A 26,140-nucleotide genomic window follows, 5' to 3' on the forward strand; every position below is an offset into this window, starting at 1 on the left:
CGCCGCAGGGACGGGAAAGAAGAAGGGAATGTAAATCCCGGCGGATTTCATACTTTGTTGTGTTATCGTAGCGAAAAGTATTGCCATACACCATTTCACCCTCTGAACTTGAAGTCACTTTCTGTCATCGTTCCGTTCTTCAACGAAAAGGAGTCCCTTCCGGAACTGCTCGACCAGCTCTCCGTCGCCCTTCGGGAGACGGAGCTTCACCGGCTGTTCGACGGAGCGTTCAGCCATGAAATCATTCTGGTCGACGACGGCTCGACCGACGGATCGGCGGAGCTGGTGCGCTCCATGATTGCCGACAGGCCGGAGGTCGCCCTCATCTCCTTCCAGCGGAACTTCGGCAAGACCGCGGCGCTTTCGGCAGGATTCCGTGCTGCGGAAGGCGGCGTGGTGGTGACGCTCGACGCCGACCTGCAGGATGATCCGGCCGCGATACGCCCTCTCGTGGCGAAACTCTTCGAAGGGTACGATCTGGTGAGCGGATGGAAAAAAGAGCGGAAGGACCCGCTCGGCAAAACCGTGCCCTCACTCTTTTTCAACATGGTCACGCGGCTCTTCACCGGCATCCCCATCCACGACTTCAACTGCGGCCTCAAGGCGTACCGGCGGGAGGTCACCGACCGGGTAGAACTGCACGGCGAGATGCACCGATACATTCCCGTGCTGGCCGGATGGAACGGCTTCAGAATTGCCGAACTGCCGGTCAACCACCGCCCCAGAATGCACGGATCCACGAAGTTCGGCACCGGAAGGTTCCTTGCCGGCCTGTTCGATTTTCTGGCCGTGCTCTTCATCACCCGATACTTCCGACGTCCCATGCATTTCTTCGGCATGGCCGGACTGGTGAGCTTCCTCTCGGGCTTCTCCATCAGCCTCTACGTCACGCTCGACAAGGTGCTGAACCAGAAGCCGGCGAGCAACCGCCCGATCCTCTTTCTCGGCATCCTGCTCATCATTCTCGGCGCACAGCTCTTCTCCACCGGCCTGCTCGGTGAGATGCTCTCGACCTCCGCACCCGAAGGCAGCGGCTTCACCGTGCGTGAAACCGTGAACCTGACGGAAAAACAGGAAAAGAAAATCGGTAACCGGGAAAAAAGTGTGGGCGGTGGGCGGTGAGCAGCCTAAAAAAAATGCTTTCTTCACGATTATCTGCCACCCACATTATTCAACACGTAACAACTTTTCCATGAAACGAGTCGGAGCCCACGTCAGCATTGCGGGCGGTATCGAGAATGCGCCTTTGCAGGCCGCAGGAATAGGGGCGAAGGCGTTCGCGCTCTTCACGAAAAACCAGCGGCAGTGGCGGGTTCCTGAACTGACGGACGCCTCCCTTGAGGCGTTCCGGAAAAACTGCAGCGACGGCGGATTCCTGCCGGAACACATCCTGCCTCACGACAGCTATCTCATCAATCTCGGCAGCCCGGAACCCGAAAAACTCGACCGGTCACGCAACGCCTTTTTCGACGAGATGCAGCGGGCCGAACGGATGGGACTCCGGATGCTGAACTTCCACCCCGGAAGCCATCTCAACCAGATAGCGCCGGAAGCCTGCCTCCGGCTTATCGCCGAATCGATAAACATGGCTCTCGATCGCTCGTCGGGCGTTACCGCCGTGATCGAGAATACCGCCGGCCAGGGCTCGAACCTCGGCAGCCGCTTCGAGGATCTCGCCATGCTGGTCGATCTCGTGGAGGACAAGTCGAGAGTGGGCGTCTGCCTCGATACCTGCCATCTCTTTGCCGGGGGTTACGACATCAGAACCGGAGAAGCGCTGGAACGAATGACCGGAGAATTCGACCGCGTGGTGGGCCTGGGGTATCTGAAAGCCATGCACCTGAACGACGCGAAACAGCCGCTCGGCAGCCGGGTCGACCGGCATGCATGCATCGGCAAAGGTGAAATCGGCATCGAGGCTTTCGCATGCATCATGCGGCATCCTCTCTTTGACGAGATGCCGCTTGTTCTGGAGACGCCCGATTCGGACGGATGGGAGGAGGAGATACGGATGCTCTACCGGCTTGCCGGGCAGGATTTCAGCACACCCTCAGCGTTTTGAGGCGGCGCGCAGGTACTTGCCGACCGAAAGCGTGCTGCCGAATATGCCGAGCGCAAGCCCGAGCAGAACGAGCGACGGGTAGATCAGCAATGCCGACGGATGCAGTATCTCGTACATCGCCGGCTCATAGGTGAAAAGAAGCTGCTCGAAAACCACATAGACCGCGCCGGCGGCGAGCAGGCCCGACAGAATCCCCTGCAGGGCGCCTTCAATGACATAGGGGGCGCCGATAAACCATGCCGTGGCGCCGACGAGGCGCATGGTCCTGATCTTCTCCTGACGGGAATAGAGGGCAAGCCGGATGGTATAGCCGATCAGCACGACGGTTGCCACGGCAATCAGGAGCCCCATACCTCCGGTAAGCAGGGTGAAGAGTTTGCCGTTCTGCTCGATCTGGCCGAGATACTTCTGGTTGTAGCGTACCTCCAGACCCGGCGCGAGGCCGCTGATGAGAGGAACCACTTTGGCGATGCTGTCCGGCCGGGCGTACTCCGGCTGGAACTTAAGGCGGACGGAACGGGGCAGCGGGTTCGAACCGAGAATCCCGACCACATCCTCGCCGAAATCACGGGAGAAGATCGATGCCGCTTCTTCACGGGTTACATAGACGGCATCCCGGACGCCGTCGAGTTCCCTGATTTTTCCGGTTATCCCGGCGGCCTGCGCCTCGGTAAGCGAATCGGCGAGAAACACTTCCAGCTCCATCCTGCTGCGCAGTTCCTGTATGATGTCGAAAAAACTCAGCGAGACGGTGCTGAACAGGCCAAGCAGCACGAGCGCAAAAAAGCTGATCGTTACGGTGATCGCAGCGGGCATCTTTGCCCGTCCGAAACCGGAAAAACCCTCCCTGACAATAAAGGATAAAGACATAACACGTTATTTGGGGGAACAGTCCGTTCGGATGTTCCGCGTTCCGATTATCTTGCCGGTCTCCCCCGCCTTGAGGCGTTTCGTTGCCGAAAGGCCGCTCCTTCGGGAGCTGAAGATACCGCTTGCGAAAATTGACAGGGGTTCCCGTTTCAGGATTATCAGCATAATCATGTAAAAGAATGTAGAAAACAAGTTGCAAAAACAATTTTTTTTTCTTTTAATTAGAACGTCGGAACGGGGCTATAGCTCAGTTGGTAGAGCATTTGCATGGCATGCAAAGGGTCAGGAGTTCGAGTCTCCTTAGCTCCACATAAACGAAAAAAGCGCAATCACAGGATTGCGCTTTTTTCGTTTATGGATGTACTGCCATGAGCGTTTCGGATGCAAGGATGCCGGTTTCTCTCACTTCCTGCCAACCCTGGCTATCATAAAGACTATACCCACAAGCAGCGAGGCCGCAAGACCGGCGGCGATGTTGTAAACCGCAGCGAGAGCGACAACCTTCGGGGTGAGGTCCACAACCGAACCGGTAAACCGGGAACTCCACAGAAAGGTCGAAGCGCTCAGACCGGTAAAGAAAAAACTGGTCGCCAGACTGCCTGCAAAAGAAACGAAAAGCTTTTCACGCTTTCCTGCAACGACGGACTGCTGGCGGTTCACCTGTTTGCTGCCGTCGGGATCGAGCAGGTTTTTCACCATCATGGCCAGAAGGGCGAACACCAGAAGCACGGGAACATGAAAACCGTAAACCCCCAGAAGCTGAGAACCCGTCAGATCGAAAAATCCCTGGGCAAGCTGACGGGAGGCTGCGCCGAGCATCCAGGACGAAGTGAAAAAGAAAACCGTTCCCCACAAGAGGGTGACCGAAATCCAGATAGCCGGCCCCGGTTTTGCCGGAGTTTTTTTAAGCAGTGCTGCCATAAACCAGTAACAGTTGAATTAAACAAGCATTGAAAGCCGGAAAAAGCTTTCCTGACGCAGCAGATATAAACCCTGCTCCCGCGCTTACAATTCCTCCTTTTCCGGTATTGTCCCCTCAAATTCATCGCGAAAGGGAAACCTGAAAAGCGCAACCTGCGATGCAACGATTATTTTCCATTTTCCGTTTGGATCATTACGTTCATTTGCCGAATTTGGCAACGGGAAGTTTACACAATCTTAACACCGGGACGCTTATGTGTGGAGTTTTCGGCATTTTCAACTCAAAAACTCCCGCTGAAGATACCTTTTACGGTTTATACTCGCTGCAGCACAGAGGGCAGGAGGCTGCAGGTATCGTTGTTGCCGAATACAACAAGGCGAAGAAAAAAACACTCTTCAAGCAGCACAAGGGAATGGGTCTGGTTTCGGAGGTTTTCAGGGACGAAACCATTTTCGAGACCCTGAGCGGTTATGCGGCCATAGGCCACAACCGCTACTCCACCACCGGTTCATCGAAGTCAACCAACAATGTCCAGCCGTTTTCGCTGACCTACCGGTCGGGAAGTCTGGCCATAGCCCACAACGGCAATCTCACCAACTCGAGGGCTCTCAGGCGCGAGCTGACCGAGCTCGGCGTTATCTTCCAGGCCTCTTCGGATACGGAAATCATTCCGCACCTGGCGGCACGCAGCCGCGAAAAAGAGCCGCTGCACCAGATATACGAGGCGCTGCGCCAGGTCCAGGGCGCATACTCCATGGTGATTCTGGCCAACAACCAGATGATCGCCGCACGTGACCCTTACGGGTTCCGCCCTCTTGCGCTCGGCAAGAAAGTAGACCCGCTGACCGGCGAACTCACCTACATCGTAGCCAGCGAAACCTGCGCGTTCGACATCATACAGGCGGAGTACATCCGCGATATCGAGCCGGGCGAGATCCTCATGATCGACCATCTGGCGGTAACCAACGAAAATCCCACGTCGATCTACCTGCCACCCTCGAAACGCAAGGCCCGCTGCATCTTCGAATACGTCTATTTCGCCCGGCCCGACAGCTTCATCTTCAAACACTCCGTCGATAAAATCCGCAGGAACCTCGGCAAGAATCTTGCCAGGGAGTCCGGCATAGAGCAGCTCCCGGACGACAAGCAGATGACGGTGGTCAGCGTACCCGACTCGTCCAATACCGCCGCGCTTGGCTTTGTGAGGGAGAGCAACAAACTCGGCAGGCCGGCGCGGTTCGAGCACGGGCTCATCAGGAACCACTATGTGGGAAGAACCTTCATACAGCCCGGCATCCACAGCAGGGACATCAAGGTCCGCTCGAAATACAACATCGTGCGGGGCGTGCTGGTGGGCCGTCCGATCATCCTGATCGACGACTCCATCGTACGCGGCACCACGGCAAAAATGCTGATCAAGCTGATCCGGGAGGCCGACCCGCAGGCCATCCATCTGCACATCAGCTCGCCGCCCATCACCAATCCCTGTTTTTACGGCATGGACTTCCCGACAAAGCGCCAGCTGCTCACCCATATGTTCGAAACCACCGGCAGCGAGGAGGAGGAGATCGAAAAGATACGCGAGTATATCGGCGTCGATTCCCTGAAGTACCTCTCCATGCAGGGACTGCTCAACAGCGTACCGACCTTCGAGAATGAAACCTGCAGCTACTGCACGGCATGTTTCAGCGGCGACTATCCCATCCAGGTCAACGACGTCACCACGGACAAGGAAGAGAACGACTGATCCACGGGGTGCCACCCCGCGCCGGGTACAAAAAAAGCGGGAGCATCTCAAAAAGGTAAAAGAGATGCTCCCGCTTCAGTTTCTGCAAAAAAAACCGGCCGATGGCGTTATTTCTTGCCCTGCTTGAACTCGATCCTCACGGAAGTATGCGGAACCGCCTCGAGGCGTTTCTTTGGGATCGGCTTGCCCGACTTGATGCAGATGCCGTAGGTCCTGTTGCGGATTCTGTCGAGAGCCTGGTCGATATAACCGATATACTTTTCATCGCGGGCGATGAACATGAACCGCTGTTCGCGGTCCATCGTCTCCGTTCCGTGATCGGCCATGTGCATGGAGTAATTCGAGTTTATGGAGTCCTCGACATTTTCATCAGAAAGGGAAGAGCGCAGAATTTCCAGATCACGAAGCACCTCCTCCCGTCTCTTGAGCAGTAACTGCCTGAAATGCTCGAGTTCCTCATCGCTCAGATAGGTTTTCGTCAGAATCGGCTCATCTACCGCTTCGTTCTCCTTTCCTGCCATGCTGCTGCTTTTTTTCGCCATGATACCTCTGATTTACAAGTTCTAACGGCAAACCGTGAAAAAAGATTTGTTAGTATACTACTAACCACAGGATTTTTCAAGTGATAAGCGGCACATTTCACCGTTTACCGACTCCTCTGCGCCGTTTTCGGCCTCCGGGTCGTACCGTGCGGTTTCAAGAGAGGATGCAAGTGTCTCGTCTTTAATATACGCATCATTTCTCTCGACTGCATCGAGAAGTTTGTCGCTGCCCGAGACTTTCAGCCGGATCCGGTCGGTAATCTCCAGACCGCTCTCCTTGCGGAGCGACTGAATCCTGCTGACCAGTTCACGGGCGAGCCCGAGCATAAGAAGCTCTTCGTTCATTTCGGTATCGAGCGCCACCATGATGCCCTGCGCCTCGTCCGAAGCGACCAGCCAGCCTTCGATATCCTCGTGCATGATCTCGACGTCCTGCCGTTCGAGTTCGAACACCCGGCCGTCGAAATCGAGCGTAAGCCGGCCCTCTTTTTCGATAAGCGCTATCTGGCGATGGGTCATAAGCCTGATGGCGTCGGCAAGCACCTTCATATCCTTTCCGTACCGGGGGCCGAGCGTTTTGAAGTTCGGCTTCACCTTTTTGCTGATAACCGTCCCCTCGTCCTCGATATATTCGATTTTCTGCACGTTGACCTCATCGACAATGATGCCGGCCACAAGCTCGTACTCGCCGCGCATTGCCGCATCGTCCACGGCAAGCATGATGCGTTTGAGCGGCTGACGCACCTTGATGGAGGCTTTTTCGCGCATGGTGCGCACCAGGGAGGTCACTGTCTGGGCTTTTTTCATCCGCTGTTCGAGAGGCTTGTCGGTCAGGGACTCCTCAACGGAGGGGAAGGTGGCAAGGTGCACCGACTCCCACGGGTCGCGGTTGCTGACGGCGTTCAGGTTCAGGTATATTTTCTCGGCAATGAACGGGGTGAACGGAGCCAGCAGCTTTGCGGTCGTCATGAGACAGGTATAGAGCGTCTGGTAGGCGGCAAGCTTGTCGGGGCCCATCTCGCTTTTCCAGAACCGCTTGCGCGACCGCCTGATGTACCAGTTGGACAGGTCGTCGACGGTAAAGTCGCCGATCAGCCTGACGGCGCCGGTCAGGTCGTACTGCTCCATGCGCCGGGTTACGCCGGCCACGAGGGTGTTGAGGCAGGAAAGCACCCACCGGTCAAGCTCCGAACGCTCACCGGCAGGAATGTCGGGCTCGGTATAGGTGAAGGCGTCTACATTGGCATAGAGCACGAAAAAGTTGTAGCTGTTGATGAACGCCCTGAAAAAGCGGCGCTGCTCCTCCTCGATCTCGGCGGTATTGAACGACTTCGGCCTCCAGGGAGGACTCGAAACCAGAAGGTACCAGCGAAGCGAATCGGCTCCGTAGCGCTGCATGGTTTCGAAAGGATCGACCACATTGCCTTTCGACTTCGACATTTTCTGTCCCTCACGGTCGAGAATGTGGCCGTTCACGACCAGGTTCTTGTAGGCGACCGTATCGAAAATCAGGGTGGCGATGGCGTGCATGGTGTAGAACCAGCCCCTGGTCTGATCGACCCCTTCGGCGATGAAATCGGCCGGAAAGGTTTTTTCGAAAACGTCCCGGTTCTCGAACGGGTAGTGCAGCTGGGCAAAGGGCATGGAACCGCTGTCGAACCAGACATCGACCAGTTCGGGGGTGCGGTTGAACCGCCGGCCCTCCCTGATGAAGTAGATCCGGTCCACAAAGGGCTTGTGCAGGTCGAGTTCCACCAGGCCCCGGTCGAGCGCGTCTCCGAGCAGGTGGCGCTCGGCGCCGATGTCGATGAACCCCTCGCGAAGCTCGGCGACCGAACCGACGGCGAACATTCTGCCCGAAGAGATATCGTCTCCGATGGCAAAATCCTCGGCTACCCATACCGGCAGCGGAGTGCCCCAGAACCGCTCCCTCGAAAGGGCCCAGTCCTTGTTCTCCTCGAGCCAGTTGCCGAAACGGCCGGAACCGATTTCCGGCGGGCACCAGTTGATGGTTTTGTTCAGTTCCACCATCCGTCCGGCAAGCGCGGTGGTCCTGATATACCACGACTCCCTTGCATAGTAGATAACCGGCACGTCGTAGCGCCAGGAGAAGGGGTAGGTGTGCGTGATGGTTTCGCGGCGATACAGTTTGCCTGCGTCCTTGAGCTGCCGTATGATCAGCGGGTCGGCATCCTTGAAAAACATGCCGTCGTAATCCGGAATTTCTGCGGTGAAACAGCCGTTACGGGCAACCGGCTGCAGCATCGGCAGGTCGTACTGCCGGGCGAGCTCGTAGTCGTCCGCGCCGAAAGCCGGGGCGATATGCACGATGCCTGTACCGTCTTCGGTCGAGACGAACGAGCCCGTGGTGACGTACCAGCAGCGTTTCTGCGGCTGCTGATAGGTGAAAAGCGGCTCGTACCCGATACCCTCCAGCTCCCGGCCCTTCACCGTTCCGGTTACCTGCCAGAGCGACTCTCCGTTCTCGTCCTTTTCCGTCAGCACCTGAAGACGCGACTGGGCAAGAATGAGCACTTCACCGGTCACGCTGTGGCGTACTTTCACATAATCGATATCGGCTCCGGTACAGAGCGCGACGTTGGAAATCAGGGTCCAGGGCGTGGTTGTCCAGACCAGAAAGCTCTCCTGGGAGTCCCTGATGCGGAATTTCACATAGATGCTCGGATCGCTCACCTCTTTATAGCCGAGGGCGAGCTCATGGGAACTCAGCACCGTCTCCGATTTGGGGTCCTGCGGAACGATCTTGTAGTCCTTGTAGATGAGGCCCTTGTCGAAAATGGTTTTCAGCGCCCACCAGACCGACTCCATGTAGTCGTTCGTGCAGGTGATATAGGGTCGATCCATGTCCACCCAGTAGCCCATCTGTTCCGTCAGCTTTCCCCACCCTTCGCGGTTGTCGTCGATATGGTGGTAGACCAGCGCCCGTGCTTCGCTGTTGAACTCCCCTTCCCCGTACTCCACGACCTGCGACTTGTTCTTCAGACCGAGCTTTTTTTCAACGGAAATTTCGACGGGAAGCCCGTGGGTATCCCACCCGGCTTTCCGGGGAACCTGGTACCCCTGCATGGTCTTGTACCGGCAGACGACATCCTTGATGGTACGGCTGAAAACATGGTGCACACCCGGCTTGCCGTTAACCGTCGGGGGACCTTCATAAAATGAAAAAACCTTCGCTGCAGAGCGTTCTTCGAGACTTTTTCTGAAAATACGGTGATCGTTCCAGTAGGCCAGCACCTCTTTTTCAACCGTACTGTAGGGAATGCCGGTGGAATATTCGGGAAATTTTTCGGGCATAATTTATGGATAAACGAAACAAAGAGTCAAAAACGGGAAAATATGCAATATACAAGAAACGGGGGTAAAACAGAACAGGCAGACCCTTCTACACTGGAAAAGCCTGCCTGTAATGTCTATGCGACAGAAAGGATAAGAAAACAACCGCGAGGGAATGTCACTCCATTATTTCTTGTCGCCAAGGGAAGAACTGACGCCTTCGAGAATCTGCTTTGCCACAACCGTCAGGGAATCGAGAGCCTGGGCAACCATCTTGCTGAGCGGGGTAAGGGTATTGTCGAGAAGAGTGCCGACACCCACAAGTATGGTTGAAAAATCACCTTTTACCACATCACCGCCGCTGCTCTGCTGACCCTGTGCAGATGTTTTCATTTCTTCAGCCATGGTACACTCGGTTTAAAATTATCGCGTTATTTCTGGACACTGCCTTCAATGTAATATTTTTCAGGAAGCTATCAAAGCCGCATGAGGGTTTCTGCGCGTCCCGGGCATGAGGAAAAAACGGGCCGGACGCCCCCCCCATCCCCGGCCTGACCGGTTCAGGAGGGCAGGTTGGCCTCTCGGGCGTCGGCGATCCTGCCGTACCGGTCATCAAACCGGACGATGTCATCCTCCCCGAGATAACTGCCGGTCTGCACCTCGATGAGTTCGAGCGGTATCTTGCCGGGATTTTCAAGCCGGTGGAGTGTACCCATGGGTATGTAGGTCGATTGATCCTCGCAAAGGGTGATATCCTTTTCGCCGACCGTGATAAGCGCAGTCCCCTTCACGACGATCCAGTGTTCGGCGCGGTGGTAGTGTTTCTGCAGGGAAAGGGCCGCACCGGGTTTGACGACGATCCTTTTCACCTGAAAACGGTCGGCAAGATCCACGGTCTCATAGGTGCCCCAGGGCCGGTAGACCCTGAGATGGATCTCCGCTTCGCTCCTTTTCGACGCATCGAGCTGCCGGACGATGGCCTTGACATCCTGAACCCTGTCGCGGGAAGCCACAAGTACGGCGTCGGGGGTTTCAACGATGATCTGGTCTTCGAGGCCGACCACCGCGACAAGGCGGCTCGTCGCGTGAATATAGCTGTTGCGGACATCATGCACGAGCACATCGCCTTTAAGGACATTGTTTGCTGCATCATGCTCGTTGAGTTCCCAGAGAGCCGACCATGCCCCGACATCGTTCCAGCCGGCATCGAGCGGCACCACGACCGCACGGGATGTTTTCTCCATCACCGCGTAATCGATTGAATCGGAAGGAGAGGCGCTGAACGCCTCGCGGTCGAGCCGGAGAAAATCGAGATCGGCGGCGGCCTTCCGGTAAGCCATGCGGCACGAGTCGAGCATTGCCGGGTTGGAATGTTCGAGTTCCTCAAGAAAAACGTCGGCCCGGAACAGAAACATCCCGCTGTTCCAGAAATATCCGCCGGACTGTACGTACCGCTCGGCGGTCGCAAGATCGGGTTTTTCGACGAACTCGAGAACCGGACGGCAGGAGTGGTTGTCGGAGCCGGTCTCGGCCCTGATGTATCCGTATCCGGTTTCCGGACCGGAAGGGACGATGCCGAAGGTCACCAGCGCACCGGAAGCCGCGGCCGGATACCCCTCGGCAACTGCCCTGGAAAGCGCCGCCGTATCGCGGATGACGTGATCGGCGGGAAGCAGCAGCAGCAAGGGATCCTGAAACTTCGAAAGGGCGTGTATGGCGGCAACGGCGGCAGCGGGGGCTGTATTTCGGCCGACGGGTTCAAGAATGATCCCTCCAAGGCTTCCGGTAACCTCGCGAAGCTGTTCGGCAACGAGAAAACGGTGCTGCTCGTTACAGATACAGCAGACCGGCCCGAGATCTTCAATACCGGCAAGCCGGAGGACGGTTTCCTGCAGCATGGTTTTGTCCGTGACGAGAGGAAGGAGCTGTTTCGGATAAAGAGCCCTCGAAAGAGGCCAGAGGCGCGTCCCGGATCCGCCGCTTAAAATTACCGGAATGATCATTTGACGAACATGATTGAAACGTTAGCAGAAGCGCAGGGCGCCGAAGAAGGATACATCACCTCCGGAGGTACCGCTCTTCGTAAAGCCGCCAGGTGGAAGCGATCAGGGTATCTGCGTCGCTGTATTTCGGCTGCCACTGCAGCAGCTCTCTTGCTTTCTTCGAGGAGGCCACCAGTTCGGAAGGGTCGCCCTCCCGCCTGCCGGTTATTTCCGCAGGAATCGGCCGGCCGGTCACCATGCGGGCCCGCTCGAGCATTTCGAGCACGCTGATGCCGTTTTCGCTGCCGAGATTGACCGAGAGGCTCAGACGGTTTTTCCTGATATACTCAAATGCGCTGACGTGGGCCGAGGCAAGATCGCTGACGTGGACATAGTCCCTGATGCAGGAGCCGTCCCTTGTAGGGTAGTCGTCGCCGAAAACCGAAAGCCGTGAGCGGAGTCCTGCAGCAACCTCCATGACGACAGGAAGCAGGTTTTCAGGATTGCGCTCCAGCCCCTTGACGCGCCCGGCCACATCATAACCCGCAGCGTTGAAATAACGGATGGCGGCATAGTTGAGCCCTTTGAGCCGGTCGTACCAGCCGAGCAGCCGTTCTATTTCAAGTTTGGTAAAGCCATAGAAATTTTCAGGTTCCTTCGGATGCTCCTCGTCAATCGGCAGATAGGCCGGATTGCCGAACACGGCCGCGGACGACGAGAAAATAAGGGCGCCGACCGAAGCTGCCGTGGCGGCGTTGATAATGTTGATGGTCCCTGCAAGATTCGCCTCGGCATACTCCTCGGGACAGAGCATCGACTGCCCGGCGGCTTTCAGGGCCGCAAGATGCACGCATCCGTCGAACCCCTTGCCCATTACGGCGGCAAGCTGTGTGGGCCGCATGATATCGCCGTGGACAAACCCTGCCTCCTCAAAGAGGTTTTCCCTCGAACCGGTCGAAAGATTGTCGAAAACCGTGACACGGAAACCGCTGTCGAGAAAAGCCCTGACGACATGGCTGCCGATATATCCGGCGCCTCCGATAACAAGAATATGCATGCTGGTTCGCTAAGAGTTCGAAAAAACCGACATCGGGAAAGCCCGTTTCCTCATCCCTCAAGGGCGTCTTCAAGCAGAGCCCTGAGTTTCCGGCACAGATCGAGACTTTTTCGGGCACCTTCAAAGGCCTTCCGGGCCTGCTCTTCCGTAAAAATATCCCAGGGTGACTGATAAGCAGTCTCCCGTCCGTATTTTGCCAGCATTTTTTCATGCGAATCGTGCAGTTCAAGCTCGGGCAGCAGAGCCCTTATGAGCTCGGCAACCTCCTCCGAAACCGTCCCTTCGGCAAGAAGCTGGGGAAGATGCTTTTCGGGATGGTGGGTCGTGCGCGACACGCCGAAAAGCATGAGCACGGCAATGCCGCAATTATCGATACACAGGTTGGAACCCGAAACACATGAACGCCAGCGCTTGAGCCGCAGATCCTCATCGGCCTCGCCGAGAAACCCTTCGGCAAGCAGGAAACGGTATGCAATATCCTTGCGGACTTTCATGATTGTACCTCCACGAATTGACTTCGGAAATCCCGGTTTTTCACCAGGACAGAACGACTCGCCCGCCTTCGGGAGCCGGCCTGTTTACTGTTTGAGAATATAGCAATTGCTGCAGGAATTCTCCATACTCCCGGGAACGCTCCTTCAGCTGCCTGCGCCCGAAGAGCTGTACATCTTCTCGTAATAGTCCCGGTATGCGCCGGACGTCACCTGGTCAAGCCACTCCTGGTTGTCGAGATACCACTCCACCGTGCGCTCCAGCCCCTCTTCGAAGCGTATGGAGGGCGCCCATCCGAGTTCCCGCTGAAGTTTTGACGAATCGATGGCATAGCGAAGGTCGTGTCCGGCCCGGTCGGTAACATAGGTTATCAGCTTTGCGGACTCTCCGGGTTCACGACCCAGTTTCCGGTCCATGATGACGCACAGCAGCCGGATGAGATCGATATTGGTCCATTCGTTATGGCCGCCGATATTGTAGGTCTCTCCGTTGTTTCCCCTGTGATAGATCACATCGATGGCCGAGGCGTGATCTATCACCCACAGCCAGTCGCGGATGTTCTCCCCCTTGCCGTAAACCGGAAGCGGCTTTTTCAGGCGGATGTTGTTGATGAAAAGCGGGATCAGCTTTTCAGGAAACTGGCAGGGGCCGTAGTTGTTCGAGCAGTTGCTGATAACCACGGGCAGCCCGTAGGTATCGTGCCATGCCCTGACGAAATGGTCGGACGAGGCTTTCGAGGCCGAATAGGGGCTGTGCGGATCGTACGGGGTCTCTTCGGTGAAAATACCCTCACGGCCGAGCGAACCGTATACTTCGTCGGTAGAGATGTGATAGAACCGCTTGCCCGAAAAATCTCCGGCCCAGCAGCGCCGGGCCGCATCCAGCAGGTTCACGGTACCGATGACGTTGGTGGTCACGAATTCGAGCGGGCTTGCTATCGAACGGTCCACATGCGACTCCGCAGCCAGATGGATCACCCCGTCAAAACGGTTTTCGCTGAAAAGGTTCTCGATAAACGGCGCATCGGTGATATCCCCTTTCACGAACCGGTAATTCCCGAGGTGCTCGACGTCCCTGAGGTTTACGAGATTGCCCGCATAGGTAAGGCTGTCGAGGTTGGTGATCGTATAGGATGGATAGGCATTGAGGAAATGCCTGACCAAATGGGAGCCGATGAATCCTGCTCCACCAGTAATCAGAATATGCGTGTCTGACATGGTCGGTGGTTGATTGGTTAAGGATTGTCTGAACGGGCAAGCAGCTTTTCGAGAGCATCGTGCCAGTGGGGTATTTCAATCCCCCACTCCTTTTTTATGGCTCCCTTGTTGAGCACGCTGTAGAATGGGCGGGGCGCCGGAGTGGGATAGCCGCTGCTTTCGATGGGAACCACCCTGCAGGAGAGATCTTTCAGGCGCATGATGGCCGCCGCGAAATCGTACCAGGAGCAGACCCCTTCATTGGAATAGTGGTAGATGGCCGCATACCGTTTTTCCGGCCGGATTCCGCCGAGCAGATCGAGAATCGCTCCGGCAAGATCCGAAGCACAGGTCGGCGTCCCGATCTGGTCGAAGACAACATCGATCCGCTCTCTTTCACGGCCGAGCTTCAGCATGGTTTTCAGAAAATTCTGTCCGTGGAGCGAATAAAGCCAGGAGGTGCGGATGATCAGGTACGAAGGCGCGATCTCCTGAATCAGCTTTTCCCCCGCAAGTTTCGACTGCCCGTACACGCCAAGCGGAGCCGGAGAATCGGATTCCCGGTAGGGACGGCAAGAACGGCCGTCGAAAACATAATCGGTGGAAACATGCAGGAGCAGCGCCCCCCGTTCCCTGGCGCACCGGGCAAGAACTCCCGCACCGTCGCAATTCACCCTGGCGGCCAGCTCAGGCTCGCTTTCCGCGCGGTCAACCGCCGTGTAGGCGGCACAGTTGATCACGACATCGCACCCGCAGCGCTGCATGGCATCGGCTACCCGGGAAAAACTGGTGATATCGAGTTCAGGAAGATCGAAGAAAAAAAAATCCGATCCGGGAGTACCTGCCGCAAGCGCCCTGATCTCCGTGCCAAGCTGACCGTTGCTTCCGGTAACGAGAATATTCATGACTGGTTCTCAGGGTTTTACATGCCATTTTGATTCAAAGTCAAACGCGCCCGCTTCGGCAAATGAAGGAAGGGCGGCATCTTTTGCCGAAAGAGCGATATCGCCTTCCGGAATCCGCCAGTCTATGCCAAGATCAGGGTCGTTCCAGACGACTCCGGCATCATGGGCCGGCGAATAGTAATTATCGCATTTATAGGCAAAAACCGCCTCATCGGACAGTACGGCGAACCCATGGGCGAATCCTCTGGGAATCCACAGCATGTTCTTTCTGTCCGAATCCAGTTCGACGGCCACATGCATGCCGTAGAATGGCGAACCTTTGCGAAGGTCTACGGCCACATCGAGCACCCGTCCCGATACCACCCTTACCAGTTTGGACTGGGTATGGGGAGGTTTCTGGAAATGCAGGCCGCGCAGCACGCCGTACGACGACTTCGATTCATTGTCCTGAACGAAATCGACAGGTCCGGCATGTCTCTCGAAAATATCGTGCCGGTATGTCTCAAGAAAATAGCCCCGATCGTCTCCGAACACCTTCGGTTCAAAGATCAGGACATCCGGAATGGCGGTTTCAATAATGTTCATACCGAAAAAAAATAACCGGAAACAGACCTGCAGGAGGGTTTGTGCCCTGGACAGGCCCAAGATGTTTTTTCAACTGATAATACGCCTGAAGAATAATGCAACAGGAACGTGAATGCAAAATATTTCTCTTTTTTTCAGGCAGCGCTCAGCAGATTCTGGGCAGCTGCTCGCCAGCCGGCAGATCGACGATTCGACGGCTTCCGAATACGGTTTTCATGATGACCATTCCGGAGTGCTCCGCACTTGCCGATCCGATAACGGCCGCATTCCGGCCCTCGTCGAAAGAGCGCAGCACATCGAGCGCCCTGGAAACAGCTGCGGCAGGCAGTGCAACGATAATCTTTCCTTCATTGGCAACATGCAGCGGATCGATGCCGAGCAGCTCACAGGCTCCTCTGACTTCAGCATTGACGGGTATGGCATCTTCGACAAGCTCGACGCCAACCGAGGAGGAAACCGCAAGCTCGTTGAGCACGGCGGCAACGCCGCCTCTGGTCGGATCCCGCATGGCGTGAACCTCCGGCACCGCGTCGAGCAGGGCTTCCATCATATGGTTGAGGGAAGCGCAATCACTGGTGATGCCGGATTGAAAGGAAAGCCCCTCCCTTGCCGTCATGATGGACATCCCGTGGTCGCCCACTGTGCCGGAAAGCAGGATGGCATCACCCGGCTTCAGGTTACGGCAGGAGAGCGTGACGTCATCGCGCAGCAGCCCGATACCCGAGGTGTTGATAAAAATGCGATCGCACGATCCTCGCTGCACGACCTTGGTATCACCCGTCACGATCAGCACTCCGGCTTTGCGGGCGGCCTCGGCCATGCTCCGGACAATCCCTTCGAGTTCGGCAAGCGGGAACCCCTCCTCAAGCACGAAACCGGCGCTCAGATAGAGCGGACGGGCCCCTCCGACGGCAAGATCGTTGACCGTTCCGTTGACGGCCAGCGAACCGATGGTTCCACCGGGAAAGATACAGGGCGTGACCACATAGGTGTCGGTGCTGAACGCTATCCTGCCGGAAGGAAGGGTGAGTTTGGCCTGGTCGTCCATAAGATCGAGAAAGGCGTTGCCGAGATGCGGCATGAACACCTGTTTCGTAAGCTCCTGCGAAAATCTTCCTCCCGCCCCGTGAGCCATCTGGACGGTCTCGGAGTGCAGAAACGGAAGCGGACAGACGAATGGTTCACTCATAAGGAATCGGGGTTGCGGTGATAGCGGTAGTAAGCGGCGCAGGCTCCTTCGGAGGAGACCATCGTTGCGCCGAGGGGGCTTTGCGGAGTGCATTCGCTACCGAAGGCCGGACAGGCATCGGGCTTCAGGTGCCCCTGCAGCACCTCGCCGCTCCGGCAGAGACGGGACTCCTGCGGAGCGATGTGGCCGACGTCGAAGCGCTTTTCGGCGTCGAAGCGGGCGTACTCCCCACGCAGCACGAGGCCGCTTGCCGGAATGACGCCGATGCCGCGCCACGGTCGGTCGGCCACATCGAACACTTCCTGCATCACCTTCCGCGCCTCGCGGTTGCCTTCGCGGCTGACGATTCGCCCATAGGCATTGAGGACGCCGCTGCGCCCCTCTTCGAGCATTTCCACCACCCTGAGAATGCCGTCGAGCAGATCGACCGGTTCGAATCCGGTGGGCACAATCGGTACACCGAACGCTTCGGCGACCGGTTCATACTCCTCCCACCCCATGATGGCACAGACGTGCCCTGCGGCGAGGAACCCCTGAACACGGTTGCCGGGCGAGGAGAGAATGGCTCGCATGGCCGGGGGAACCATCACCTGACTCACCAGTTCGCTGAAGTTGGCTACTCCTTCACGCGCCGCCTGACGGACGGCCATCGCGTTGGCCGGAGCGGTGGTCTCGAAGCCGACGGCGAGAAACACCACCTCTTTGCCGGGATTGTCGCGCGCGATCTGCAACGCGTCGAGCGGCGAAAAGACAATGCGCACGTCCGCCCCCTCGCTCCGCGCCATGAACAGATCCTTTTCGCTGCCGGGCACGCGAAGCATGTCGCCGAAGCTGGCAAGAATTACCCCTGGTATGGCGGCGACAGCCAGCGCCCGTTCGATGGTTTCAAGCGGCGTAACGCAGACCGGACAGCCTGGCCCGTGAACCAGTTCGACCGTTTCGGGCAGCAGCTGGTCGATGCCGTTGCGCATGACAGAATGGGTCTGACCTCCGCAGATCTCCATGATGGTCCAGCGCCGGGTGGCTTTCCGCCTGATTTCGTCGAGAAGCCGCAGGGCAAGTTTCGGGTCCCGGTACTCGTCAAGGTACTTCATACGGCGGCCCGCTTAAAGATCGTCAGGTAAAGGCTCCGCCTCTTCAGGATCCAGCGCGCCGCTTTCGATCAGCTCCTGCCAGAGCTTCAGGCTTTCGGCGGCCTCTTCCTCGTCGATCACTTTCAGGGCGAAACCCGCATGAACAATCGTATACTGACCGGGAACGATATCCGGCACATATTCGAGACACGCCTTTGTTCGGCTGCCGTTCACATCGACGACACCCATTTTCAGGCCGTTTTCATCGGTTATCTCGACAAGTTTCCCTGGTATGGCAAGGCACATGGGCATGAATTAGTATGTTTCAGAGAAAACGTAACCGGAAGATAAATAAAAAGGATAACAAGGCGCGGCAGGAAGTTCGGCGAGCGGGAGCGAACCCGTCTCAATAGCGTACTCCACGGTAGTTCCCCTCCAGGTACTGCCGGCCGATGGCCGCCTGTCCGAGCGAAAGGCCTCCGTCGTTGCAGGGAACTCCGGTATGGGTCAGCACCCTGTATCCGGCTCCCTGCAGCTCGGATACAAGCGTTTCGAAAAGCAGCATATTCTGGAAAACGCCCCCGCTCAACGCAACCTGCCTTATGCCTGTCGTCCGTGCGGCCATTCCGGCTATATCAATCAGCATATCGCAGAGCGTGCGGTGAAAGCGGCGGCTGATCTCGCCGGGCGCCATACCATCTCCCGCCGCGGCTGCGACGTCACGGACAAGGGGGGAGAGCTGCATGACCCGGCAACCGCCCTCCTCGGCAACAGCGTACCGGAATCCTTCGCTGCCCACAGAACCTTGCGCGGCGGTCATCAGTTCGACGGCAGCCTGCCCTTCGTAGGAAACGACGCTGCACACTCCGGCGATCGAGGCCACGACATCGAACAGTCTTCCGCAACTTGACGTTTCGGGACAGGAAAGGTTTTTTTCAAGCAGTTCGATCACCTCCGACTTCGCCCTTCCCTGAAGAAAAGGGAGATCCGGAACGGCGGAACAGCTTCTGAAAAGGTAACCCAGCGCCGCCCGCCACGGCTGCAGAATGGCCGAATCTCCGCCAGGCAGCGGCATGTACTCGAGCCGTGCGAAGCGGTCAGCTCCGCAGGCATCGCCGATGAGTACCTCGCCTCCCCATATGCTGCCGTCCGGCCCGTAACCGGTGCCGTCGAGTATAAGACCGATCGCCGGACCGGACTCCATGTTTTCGGCAAGACAGGCGGCAAGATGGGCATGGTGGTGCTGCACGCCGAGCCGCGCGATATCCTGCTCCATGGCCCAGCGCGTGGTCAGGTAACCGGGATGGAGATCGTGCACAAGCAGCTCGGGATCGACCCGGAACAGGGACTTCAGATGACGGACGGTATCGCCGAAAAAGCTCCATGTTTCAAAATTCTTCATATCTCCGAGATGCTGGCTCAGAATGGCGTGACGAGCGTGCATGAGGCAGAGCGCGTTTTTCAGCTCTCCTCCTGTTGCAAGCACCGGCGGCCCTGAGCGGTCGAGCATGACCGGAGCGGGCACATACCCCCGGCTTCGTCTGATGAGACGAAGCGCGCCGGAAAGATGCACGGCAACCGAGTCGTCGCAGCGCTGCAGTATCGGCCGGTTATGCATGAGAAAGAGATCAGCAATGTCCCGAAGCCTCAGGAACGCCTCGCGATCGTCGTAAAGCACCGGCTCGTCGCTGAAATTCGCGCTGGTCATCACCAGGAGATCGGGACCATCTTCGAAGAGGAGGGCATGCAGTGGAGAATAGGGCAGCATCACCCCGAGCCGACCGTTGCCGGGAGCCAGAGCTTCGGGAAGAGCGCAGTCGGGACGCCGGGCAAGCAGCACCACCGGGGCCTCCGGTGAGGAGAGCGCTGCCGCCTCGGCCTCTCCGGCCAGACAGAAGCGGGCAACACAGGCAAGATCGCGCATCATGACGGCGAACGGCTTCTGCTCCCGCCCTTTCCGCTCCCTCAGTTCCCGAACCGCATTTTCGTTGCTGGCGTCTACGGCAAGATGAAAGCCGCCGATGCCTTTTACGGCAACGATTTTCCCCGCGTTAAGCCGCGCTGCAGCCTCCCGGATCGCATCGTCCGTCCTGACCGGCTCTCCGTAACCGTCGAGCAGCGAAACGGAGGGCCCGCATACCGCACATGCGTCGGGCTGGGCGTGGAAGCGACGGTCGAGCGGATCGAGGTATTCGCTCGCGCAATCCCCACACATCGCAAAACGCTTCATGGAGGTAAAGGGACGGTCGTAGGGAATGCTCTCGACGATGGTATAGCGAGGCCCGCACTCGGTACAGTTGATGAACGGGTAGCGGTAACGGCGGTTGCCTGCATCGAAAAGCTCGGCTCGACATTTTTCGCAGGTCGCGATATCGGGAGGAACGAGCGTCTCAACCGCACTGCCCTGCAGCGAACTGTCGATAATAAAACCGGTATTTCCGCTATCGGGCAAACAGGCGATCTCCACCCTGCCGAGTTCGCTGATTCTGGCAAGCGGAGGAGCCTGGTGCTCGAGCGCGTCGAGAAAACCGTCGAGCCGATCGGACGGACCCTGCACCTCCACCAGAACCCCGGAAGAGGTGTTTCTGATGAACCCGTGCAGGCCGAAAGCGTGTGCGAGCCGGTAGACGAACGGCCGGAACCCCACTCCCTGTACAATACCGCAGACGTTTACCCTGAGCCTGGTTTCGGGCGGTTTCCGTGCGGGAATCAGCGTCGTTCCAGTCGGGTTTTCAGCCAATCCAGCCATTGATCGAGTCCGTCTCCGGTTTTAACCGACACCTCGAACCACTCGATATCGTGGCCAACCCTCATGGCGTTCTCCCTGCACGTTTCGGCACTGAATTCCACATAGGGAAGAAGATCGGTCTTGTTGAGAATGCAGACGTCGGCTTCATGAAACATGTACGGATACTTCAGCGGCTTGTCGTCTCCTTCGGTCACGCTGATGACGACGACTTTGAGTGCCTCGCCGAGATCGAACATCGCCGGACAGACAAGGTTCCCCACGTTCTCGATGCACAGGAGCGAGTTATCGGCGGGCTCCAGCTCCTTTACCGCCCGGTTGATCATGAGGGCATCGAGATGGCAACCCGTTCCCGTATTGACCTGGATAACCGGAACGCCAAGAGCCCCGATCCTGTCGGCATCGTTGGTTGTCTGCTGGTCGCCTTCGATAACGGCGACAGGAACCACATCCCTGAGCGCCGGGATGGTTTTTTCGAGCAGCGACGTCTTCCCTGAGCCGGGAGAACTCAGAAAATTCAGAACCAGCATATGCTTCGCCTCGAAATAACCGCGGTTTCTTTCGGCCAGAAGATTGTTCTCGCGGAGCACATCCTGCTCCATACCGATCTTTCTTCCCGCACGTCCCTCATGGGCGTGGTGATGAACCTCATGGTGCGCGTGCCCGTCGCCATTCTCCCCGTGAAGATGTTGATGACCGCCGCCCTCAGCGTGGTGATGGTGTTCATGGTTATGGCCGCTGCCCTCTCCGGGCCTGCGCAGCACAGCCTCGCCTTCCGGTCCGCAACCGCATGTATCGCACATAGCTGCTACTCCTCCTCTATTGTTATTGACTGAATGAGAAATTCATCTCCCGAAACCACCCTGACACCCAGAGAACGGCACCGGGGACACTCGACAAGGTAAAATGAAACGGGAAAAGTGCTCCCGCAGTCCGCACATGATCCCAGAGCCTCGCGCTCCTCGATCAGAAGAACCGCATCCTCGGCAAGGGTGCCCCTGGCTGCAGCGGGAAAGCAGAATTTCAGGGATTCAGGCTGAATACCCGCCATACGGCCTACCACAAGTTCGATCTCGCTTATCCTTCCGGCCCCCTCGAGGCGGGCTTTCTCTTCGACCGCATCGACAATGGAAAGGGCCACCGACATTTCATGCATAACGGAATTGTGATAACAATCGTTTCTGTTGCTGTTCCCTCATCTTACAGTACCAGCTATTACCGATCAACAATTTTTTGTAACTTCGGTAAATTTTTCGAAATCACTATTCAAAGCACTGAACACGTTGAAGAACCTTACCGGATTATGCGGCGTTCCGGCCTGCGACATTAACGGCCTTCTCGACATGGCTGCCGGTTTCAAGAAAAAACTGGCCGAGCCGCTTCCAGCGTTCGACGCAACCCTGCACAACCGCAGGATAGCGCTGGTTTTTTTTGAAAATTCCACGCGTACCCGCTTCTCCTTTGAAATTGCCGCACGCTATCTCGGCGCCGGAACCCTGAGCTTCACGACTTCGGGAAGCAGCGTCAGCAAGGGGGAAACCCTCAGCGATACGATCAGGAACCTCGAAGCCATGCAGGTGGACGCTTTCGTACTGCGCCACTCCTCATCGGGTGCGGCGGACTTCATCGCAGGAATAACCGGAAAAAGCGTCATCAACGCCGGCGACGGATCGCACGAGCACCCTACCCAGGCGCTGCTCGACATTTTCACGCTGCGCGAACATTTCGGCAAAACAGCGGGGCTCAACATCGTCATACTCGGCGACGTGCTGCACAGCAGGGTCGCCCGCTCGAACATTTTTGGCCTGCAGACCCTCGGGGCGAACGTCGCTCTCTGCAGCCCAACCACGCTGCTCCCCCACGATGCTGCCCATCTCGGCGTCAGGCTCTTCACTGACCTTGACCAGGCAATCGAGTGGGCCGACGCGGCAATCGTACTCCGGCTGCAGCTTGAACGCGCGTCCGGAGGGTATCTGCCCTCGCTGGAGGAGTACTCGGCCCACTACGGGCTCAATGACGAAAGGCTCGACAAAATGCGCAAACACCTCCTGGTGCTGCATCCCGGGCCCATCAACCGTGAAATAGAGATATCCAACAACGTCGCCGACAGGATACAGCCTCCGGGTTATTCGAAAAGCATGCTGCTCGAACAGGTCACCAACGGTGTAGCCATAAGAATGGCCGTCCTGAACACACTGCTGGCCGTATGAATACCGATTTCAACCAAAAACCACAACCCTAAGCACATGAAACAGAAAAACCTCCTGAAAAGAGCTGTCGTCATGACAGCGGCCGCCATCGGCCTGGCATGCAGCACCGCATCCGCCGAACCGCTGCTGAACCCGACCTTCAATACCCTTTTCAAACCCCTGCTTGCAGACCCGACAGAACCGAGAATCGCCGTCATGCCCATGATCTCGGAAGACGGCCTCCAGCTCGACATCGGCACCTCGGCCGACATCTATCAGAACAGCTGCAAAACTTTTGCCGTCGGCGTTGATTTCGGAACGTTTTCGCGGCTGAACACCAGCGGAAATTTCAAATTTCCCGTCGACACCATCGACTACCTTTTCGGCATCAATGCCACATGGAAAACCCCTCTGGACAGCGACAGCCTGCCCTTTGACGAATTAAGCGCCCGGCTCCGCCTGAGCCATATCTCGGCTCACTTCGAAGACGGTCATACCGATGACGATGGCCAGTGGATCCAGAGCGGCCCGTTCGAGATTCCGTTCACCTACAGCAGGGAGTTCCTCAATCTGACACTTGCACTGAGCACCCCCGAACACCACCGCATTTATGCCGGCTACCAATACCTCTGGCACAGCATTCCTGACAATATCAACCCGCACTCCTTTCAGCTGGGCGCCGAAATCGCCACACCGGGCAACACCTACCTTGCTGCAGACTTCAAGCTGCTGCCGATCTGGAGAGGCGGAGAAGACGGAGAGACAAAAGGATACCGGGGAACCTGGAATCTGCAGGCAGGCATGCGCCTGACGGCTCTCGGCATGGATCGGGTAAGAGTGGCCTACAACTATTTTTCAGGCATGAGCCGCCACGGCATGTACTTCTACCAGCCCGAGAGCTACAGCACCATCGGCATGATCGTCGATCTGTAAAAAAGAGGTAGTCAGTAGTCAGTATCCGAAAAAGAGTTGTAACCAACCCAACATCTGACTACTGACTACTGACTCCCGAGTTCACTGCATCGAGTCGAAAAGCTCCGGAACCGCATCCGCGTAGCCGTTCTCCCGATGGGTTAACAGATACTGCTTCAGAAATGGCGGGTAGATCTCGAATTCGCGCAGCTCACTGAACGGAATCCACCGCACCTGAATGATCATCTGCTGGTCGTCGCCGTATTCCGGATCTTTTCCGGTTATCAGCTCTCCTCCGGTCACCGAACAGTAAAACCCGAGCGAAACCGAATGATGGCGGCTGCCCGCCTCCCGTGAGCCGGGAAAGGGATAGAGCAGTTCCTTGATAAAAAGAAGCGGGCCGACACTGCAGTCGAGACCGGTCTCCTCCTTCATCTCCCTCATGAGAGCCTCGTCGAGGGTCTCCCCGCGCTCCACCCCGCCGCCGGGAAGAATCCAGTAACGATCGGGAAGAGCGGGATCATCAGGAGCGAAACTCTTGTGTTCTATCAGCAGCACCCGGCCGTCCTGCACACAAACGGAGCTGACTCTGAGAGTAACCTTCGACATAACGGTTCACGATAATGTTTGTTGGACAACGATGAAAATCAGGCATCGAAACGAATAAAGGAGTGCGGTGCGCTGTACAAGGCAGTTCAATAAACAAAATAATCGCCGCCGGGGAAAGCTATTAAGTTGCACTCTCGGCAGAGAATCCCTATTTTCACCTTTATTTTTCCCAGTATGTCCGCTCTTCTATGAATCCACCACCGAAACTTGAAAACCCGCAATTCAACGACCCGCTGTGCAGCCATTGCGGTCTCTGCATGGGGAACGCCTGGACTACAGGAGAAAGCCTGGAAAGCTGCGTGTTCAATACCGGCTGGCTTGGAAAGCATGAAGAGCGATTGTTCGGCAGAACAAGAAATGTTCATGACGAGGATGAACTCCGCTTCGGCATCTCTCTGGACCGTTTCAACGCGGTAATGAACAAACCGCTTGAAGGCGCCCAGTGGAGCGGCATCATAACGGCAATTTCAACGGAGGCTCTCCGGAGCGGACTGGTTGACGCTGTAGTGACGCTGCAGGGAAGCACCTTTCAGCCAAAAGCCGTCCTCGCCACAACCGTGGAAGAGATTCATGCGGCCCGAGGAAACAAGCCGGTACTCTCCCCCGTACTGCAGGCGCTGCACAAGGCCTGGAAGAAAAAGGTCAAAAAACTCCTTGTTGTAGGTGCGTCGTGTCATGTTCACGTACTGAGGGACTTCGTGGCAACACACCCCTATTTCAGTGATGTCGAACTGCATGTCGTGGGCATTCCCTGTACCGACAACCTTGAACCGGCCCACCTCAGGTGGGTTTTCCGCCATATCAGCCGGTCACCCGGCACCGTGCTGAATTTCGAATTCATGCAGGATTACAAGGTGCACATCGTGCACTCGACCGGCAAAATCGAGAAAATCCCGTTTTTCAGCCTCCCTGCCGCCGTACTTAAAGTAGGGGTATTCTCGAACAGCTGCATGAGCTGTTTCGACTACATCAACAGCCTGTCCGACATCACGGTCGGCTATTTCGGAGCGCCCTATTCATCGGACGGAAAACTGCAGTGGGTAATGGTGAGAACGGAAAAAGGAAGAAAACTGCTCGACCTGATCCGGAACAGTCTTGCCATATCACCTGAAACCGGCAGCGGAGACAGTTTCGGAGCGGTCAAGGCCTCGATACAGCCGACAATCGGTCCCATCCTGCAGCCGCATCTGCTGGGCGACCGCCGTTCGATGCCGCTTATTTTCGGCAAACTGCTCAGCGCACTCAAGGCAAGAAAAGGCCCCAGAGGCATCGAGTTCGCCCGGTATTCGATCGACATCCACGCCCTGCGGAACTACTTCTTCGTCCGGCACTATACCCCCCAACGCCTCGACATCCTTGTACCGGAACACATCCGCCACCTGGTACAACAGTATAACGTTACCGATTTCGATAACTTGCCGCCATTTACCGGAAAATGAAAATTTGGATTTCCGGATAGTAACAATTATTATATAACCATATAGTAGAACAACTATCCGAGTGTTCGCTTATTTATAAAAAGAACACAATAGTTGTTCTTTTTATGATATTTTAGTAACATAAGGACTATTAAAAACCACACTTGTTCTTTTTCTGGATGATTCCTGCCCCAAAAGGCAGACCCACTGATTTTTCAGTCAGTAATACACACACATAACCTAACGGAGAAAACACAATGAAAAAAATGCTCTCTCTTGCAGCAATGTTTGCGGTGCTTGCCTACGCGTCGCCTGCATCTGCAGAAATCAAGTTCAGCGGTGACGCTTCG

24 protein-coding genes and 1 tRNA gene are annotated in these 26,140 nt (G+C 56.7%); 7 read left to right on the plus strand and 18 right to left on the minus strand.

Annotated elements, in window-relative coordinates; all coding sequences use genetic code 11:
* Positions 1-108: 108 nt before the first annotated feature.
* Positions 109-1,122 (plus strand): glycosyltransferase family 2 protein, encoded by a 1,014-nt coding sequence (locus WBP50_RS00780; protein ID WP_423931154.1) that lies wholly within the window; start codon positions 109-111, stop codon positions 1,120-1,122.
* Between the two features lie 70 nt (positions 1,123-1,192).
* Positions 1,193-2,062, plus strand: a complete 870-nt coding sequence (nfo, locus tag WBP50_RS00785) for a deoxyribonuclease IV (RefSeq protein WP_423931155.1) — start codon at positions 1,193-1,195, stop codon at positions 2,060-2,062.
* Here the strand turns inward: nfo and WBP50_RS00790 are convergent.
* Entirely contained in the window at positions 2,051-2,932 is an 882-nt protein-coding gene (locus WBP50_RS00790; RefSeq protein ID WP_423931156.1) for a cell division protein FtsX, read from the minus strand. The two genes, nfo and WBP50_RS00790, sit on opposite strands and share 12 nt — an antisense overlap.
* Before the next feature lie 236 nt (positions 2,933-3,168).
* Here WBP50_RS00790 and WBP50_RS00795 point away from each other — a divergent pair.
* A tRNA-Ala gene (locus tag WBP50_RS00795) sits at positions 3,169-3,241 on the plus strand.
* A 93-nt stretch (positions 3,242-3,334) separates the two neighbouring features.
* On the opposite strand, the gene WBP50_RS00800 is transcribed toward WBP50_RS00795, so the two are convergent.
* Positions 3,335-3,853 carry a hypothetical protein gene (locus WBP50_RS00800; protein ID WP_423931157.1) on the minus strand — a complete coding sequence of 173 codons (519 nt, stop codon included), beginning with the start codon at positions 3,851-3,853 and terminating at the stop codon, positions 3,335-3,337.
* Between the two features lie 254 nt (positions 3,854-4,107).
* On the opposite strand from WBP50_RS00800, the gene purF reads away from it, so the two are divergent.
* Complete coding sequence (purF, locus tag WBP50_RS00805; protein WP_423931158.1) at positions 4,108-5,601, plus strand: amidophosphoribosyltransferase; 1,494 nt, start codon at positions 4,108-4,110, stop codon at positions 5,599-5,601.
* Between the two features lie 107 nt (positions 5,602-5,708).
* Here purF and WBP50_RS00810 read toward each other — a convergent pair whose 3' ends face one another.
* From WBP50_RS00810 to hypA, 15 genes are all read right to left on the minus strand, one after another.
* Positions 5,709-6,143, minus strand: a complete 435-nt coding sequence (locus WBP50_RS00810) for a TraR/DksA family transcriptional regulator (RefSeq protein WP_423931159.1) — start codon at positions 6,141-6,143, stop codon at positions 5,709-5,711.
* Between the two features lie 60 nt (positions 6,144-6,203).
* Positions 6,204-9,458, minus strand: a complete 3,255-nt coding sequence (gene ileS, locus WBP50_RS00815; RefSeq protein ID WP_423931160.1) for an isoleucine--tRNA ligase — start codon at positions 9,456-9,458, stop codon at positions 6,204-6,206.
* Positions 9,459-9,623: 165 nt separating this feature from the next.
* On the minus strand, positions 9,624-9,842 hold the full coding sequence (locus tag WBP50_RS00820) for a hypothetical protein (protein WP_423931161.1): 219 nt from the start codon (positions 9,840-9,842) through the stop codon (positions 9,624-9,626).
* A gap of 155 nt (positions 9,843-9,997) precedes the next feature.
* On the minus strand, positions 9,998-11,440 hold the full coding sequence (locus tag WBP50_RS00825) for a mannose-1-phosphate guanylyltransferase/mannose-6-phosphate isomerase (protein WP_423931162.1): 1,443 nt from the start codon (positions 11,438-11,440) through the stop codon (positions 9,998-10,000).
* Positions 11,441-11,495: 55 nt separating this feature from the next.
* On the minus strand, positions 11,496-12,476 hold the full coding sequence (galE, locus tag WBP50_RS00830) for a UDP-glucose 4-epimerase GalE (RefSeq protein ID WP_423931163.1): 981 nt from the start codon (positions 12,474-12,476) through the stop codon (positions 11,496-11,498).
* Positions 12,477-12,526: 50 nt separating this feature from the next.
* Positions 12,527-12,970, minus strand: a complete 444-nt coding sequence (locus WBP50_RS00835) for a HEPN domain-containing protein (RefSeq protein ID WP_423931164.1) — start codon at positions 12,968-12,970, stop codon at positions 12,527-12,529.
* Between the two features lie 144 nt (positions 12,971-13,114).
* Entirely contained in the window at positions 13,115-14,185 is a 1,071-nt protein-coding gene (gene rfbB, locus WBP50_RS00840) for a dTDP-glucose 4,6-dehydratase (RefSeq protein WP_423931165.1), read from the minus strand.
* A 17-nt stretch (positions 14,186-14,202) separates the two neighbouring features.
* Positions 14,203-15,069 (minus strand): dTDP-4-dehydrorhamnose reductase, encoded by an 867-nt coding sequence (rfbD, locus tag WBP50_RS00845; protein ID WP_423931166.1) that lies wholly within the window; start codon positions 15,067-15,069, stop codon positions 14,203-14,205.
* Positions 15,070-15,078: 9 nt separating this feature from the next.
* A complete protein-coding gene (rfbC, locus tag WBP50_RS00850) occupies positions 15,079-15,654 on the minus strand; it encodes a dTDP-4-dehydrorhamnose 3,5-epimerase (protein WP_423931167.1) in 576 nt (191 codons plus the stop codon).
* Between the two features lie 145 nt (positions 15,655-15,799).
* Positions 15,800-16,843 carry a hydrogenase expression/formation protein HypE gene (hypE, locus tag WBP50_RS00855; protein ID WP_423931168.1) on the minus strand — a complete coding sequence of 348 codons (1,044 nt, stop codon included), beginning with the start codon at positions 16,841-16,843 and terminating at the stop codon, positions 15,800-15,802.
* Entirely contained in the window at positions 16,840-17,937 is a 1,098-nt protein-coding gene (gene hypD / locus WBP50_RS00860) for a hydrogenase formation protein HypD (protein WP_423931169.1), read from the minus strand. The genes hypE and hypD overlap by 4 nt, the downstream gene beginning before the upstream one ends.
* 12 nt (positions 17,938-17,949) lie before the next feature.
* Entirely contained in the window at positions 17,950-18,222 is a 273-nt protein-coding gene (locus tag WBP50_RS00865) for a HypC/HybG/HupF family hydrogenase formation chaperone (RefSeq protein ID WP_423931177.1), read from the minus strand.
* A gap of 100 nt (positions 18,223-18,322) precedes the next feature.
* Entirely contained in the window at positions 18,323-20,665 is a 2,343-nt protein-coding gene (gene hypF, locus WBP50_RS00870; protein ID WP_423931170.1) for a carbamoyltransferase HypF, read from the minus strand.
* Positions 20,626-21,465, minus strand: a complete 840-nt coding sequence (hypB, locus tag WBP50_RS00875; RefSeq protein ID WP_423931171.1) for a hydrogenase nickel incorporation protein HypB — start codon at positions 21,463-21,465, stop codon at positions 20,626-20,628. The genes hypF and hypB overlap by 40 nt, the downstream gene beginning before the upstream one ends.
* Positions 21,466-21,470: 5 nt before the next feature.
* On the minus strand, positions 21,471-21,818 hold the full coding sequence (gene hypA / locus WBP50_RS00880) for a hydrogenase maturation nickel metallochaperone HypA (RefSeq protein WP_423931172.1): 348 nt from the start codon (positions 21,816-21,818) through the stop codon (positions 21,471-21,473).
* Between the two features lie 127 nt (positions 21,819-21,945).
* On the opposite strand from hypA, the gene WBP50_RS00885 reads away from it, so the two are divergent.
* Together WBP50_RS00885 and WBP50_RS00890 are read left to right on the plus strand one after the other, a co-directional pair.
* Positions 21,946-22,872 carry an aspartate carbamoyltransferase catalytic subunit gene (locus tag WBP50_RS00885; protein ID WP_423931173.1) on the plus strand — a complete coding sequence of 309 codons (927 nt, stop codon included), beginning with the start codon at positions 21,946-21,948 and terminating at the stop codon, positions 22,870-22,872.
* Positions 22,873-22,908: 36 nt separating this feature from the next.
* Positions 22,909-23,784 (plus strand): DUF1207 domain-containing protein, encoded by an 876-nt coding sequence (locus WBP50_RS00890; protein ID WP_423931174.1) that lies wholly within the window; start codon positions 22,909-22,911, stop codon positions 23,782-23,784.
* A gap of 81 nt (positions 23,785-23,865) precedes the next feature.
* Here the strand turns inward: WBP50_RS00890 and WBP50_RS00895 are convergent, their stop codons facing one another.
* Positions 23,866-24,372, minus strand: coding sequence for an NUDIX domain-containing protein (locus WBP50_RS00895; protein ID WP_423931175.1), 507 nt, complete (start codon positions 24,370-24,372; stop codon positions 23,866-23,868).
* A 188-nt stretch (positions 24,373-24,560) separates the two neighbouring features.
* Here WBP50_RS00895 and WBP50_RS00900 point away from each other — a divergent pair, with 188 nt between their 5' ends.
* Positions 24,561-25,811: a Coenzyme F420 hydrogenase/dehydrogenase, beta subunit C-terminal domain gene (locus WBP50_RS00900; protein ID WP_423931176.1), complete on the plus strand. Its 1,251-nt coding sequence runs from the start codon at positions 24,561-24,563 to the stop codon at positions 25,809-25,811.
* The last annotated feature ends 329 nt before the right edge of the window (positions 25,812-26,140 follow it).

Origin of the sequence: Chlorobium sp. (assembly GCF_049593655.1) — a bacterium.
Lineage (GTDB): Bacteria > Bacteroidota > Chlorobiia > Chlorobiales > Chlorobiaceae > Chlorobium.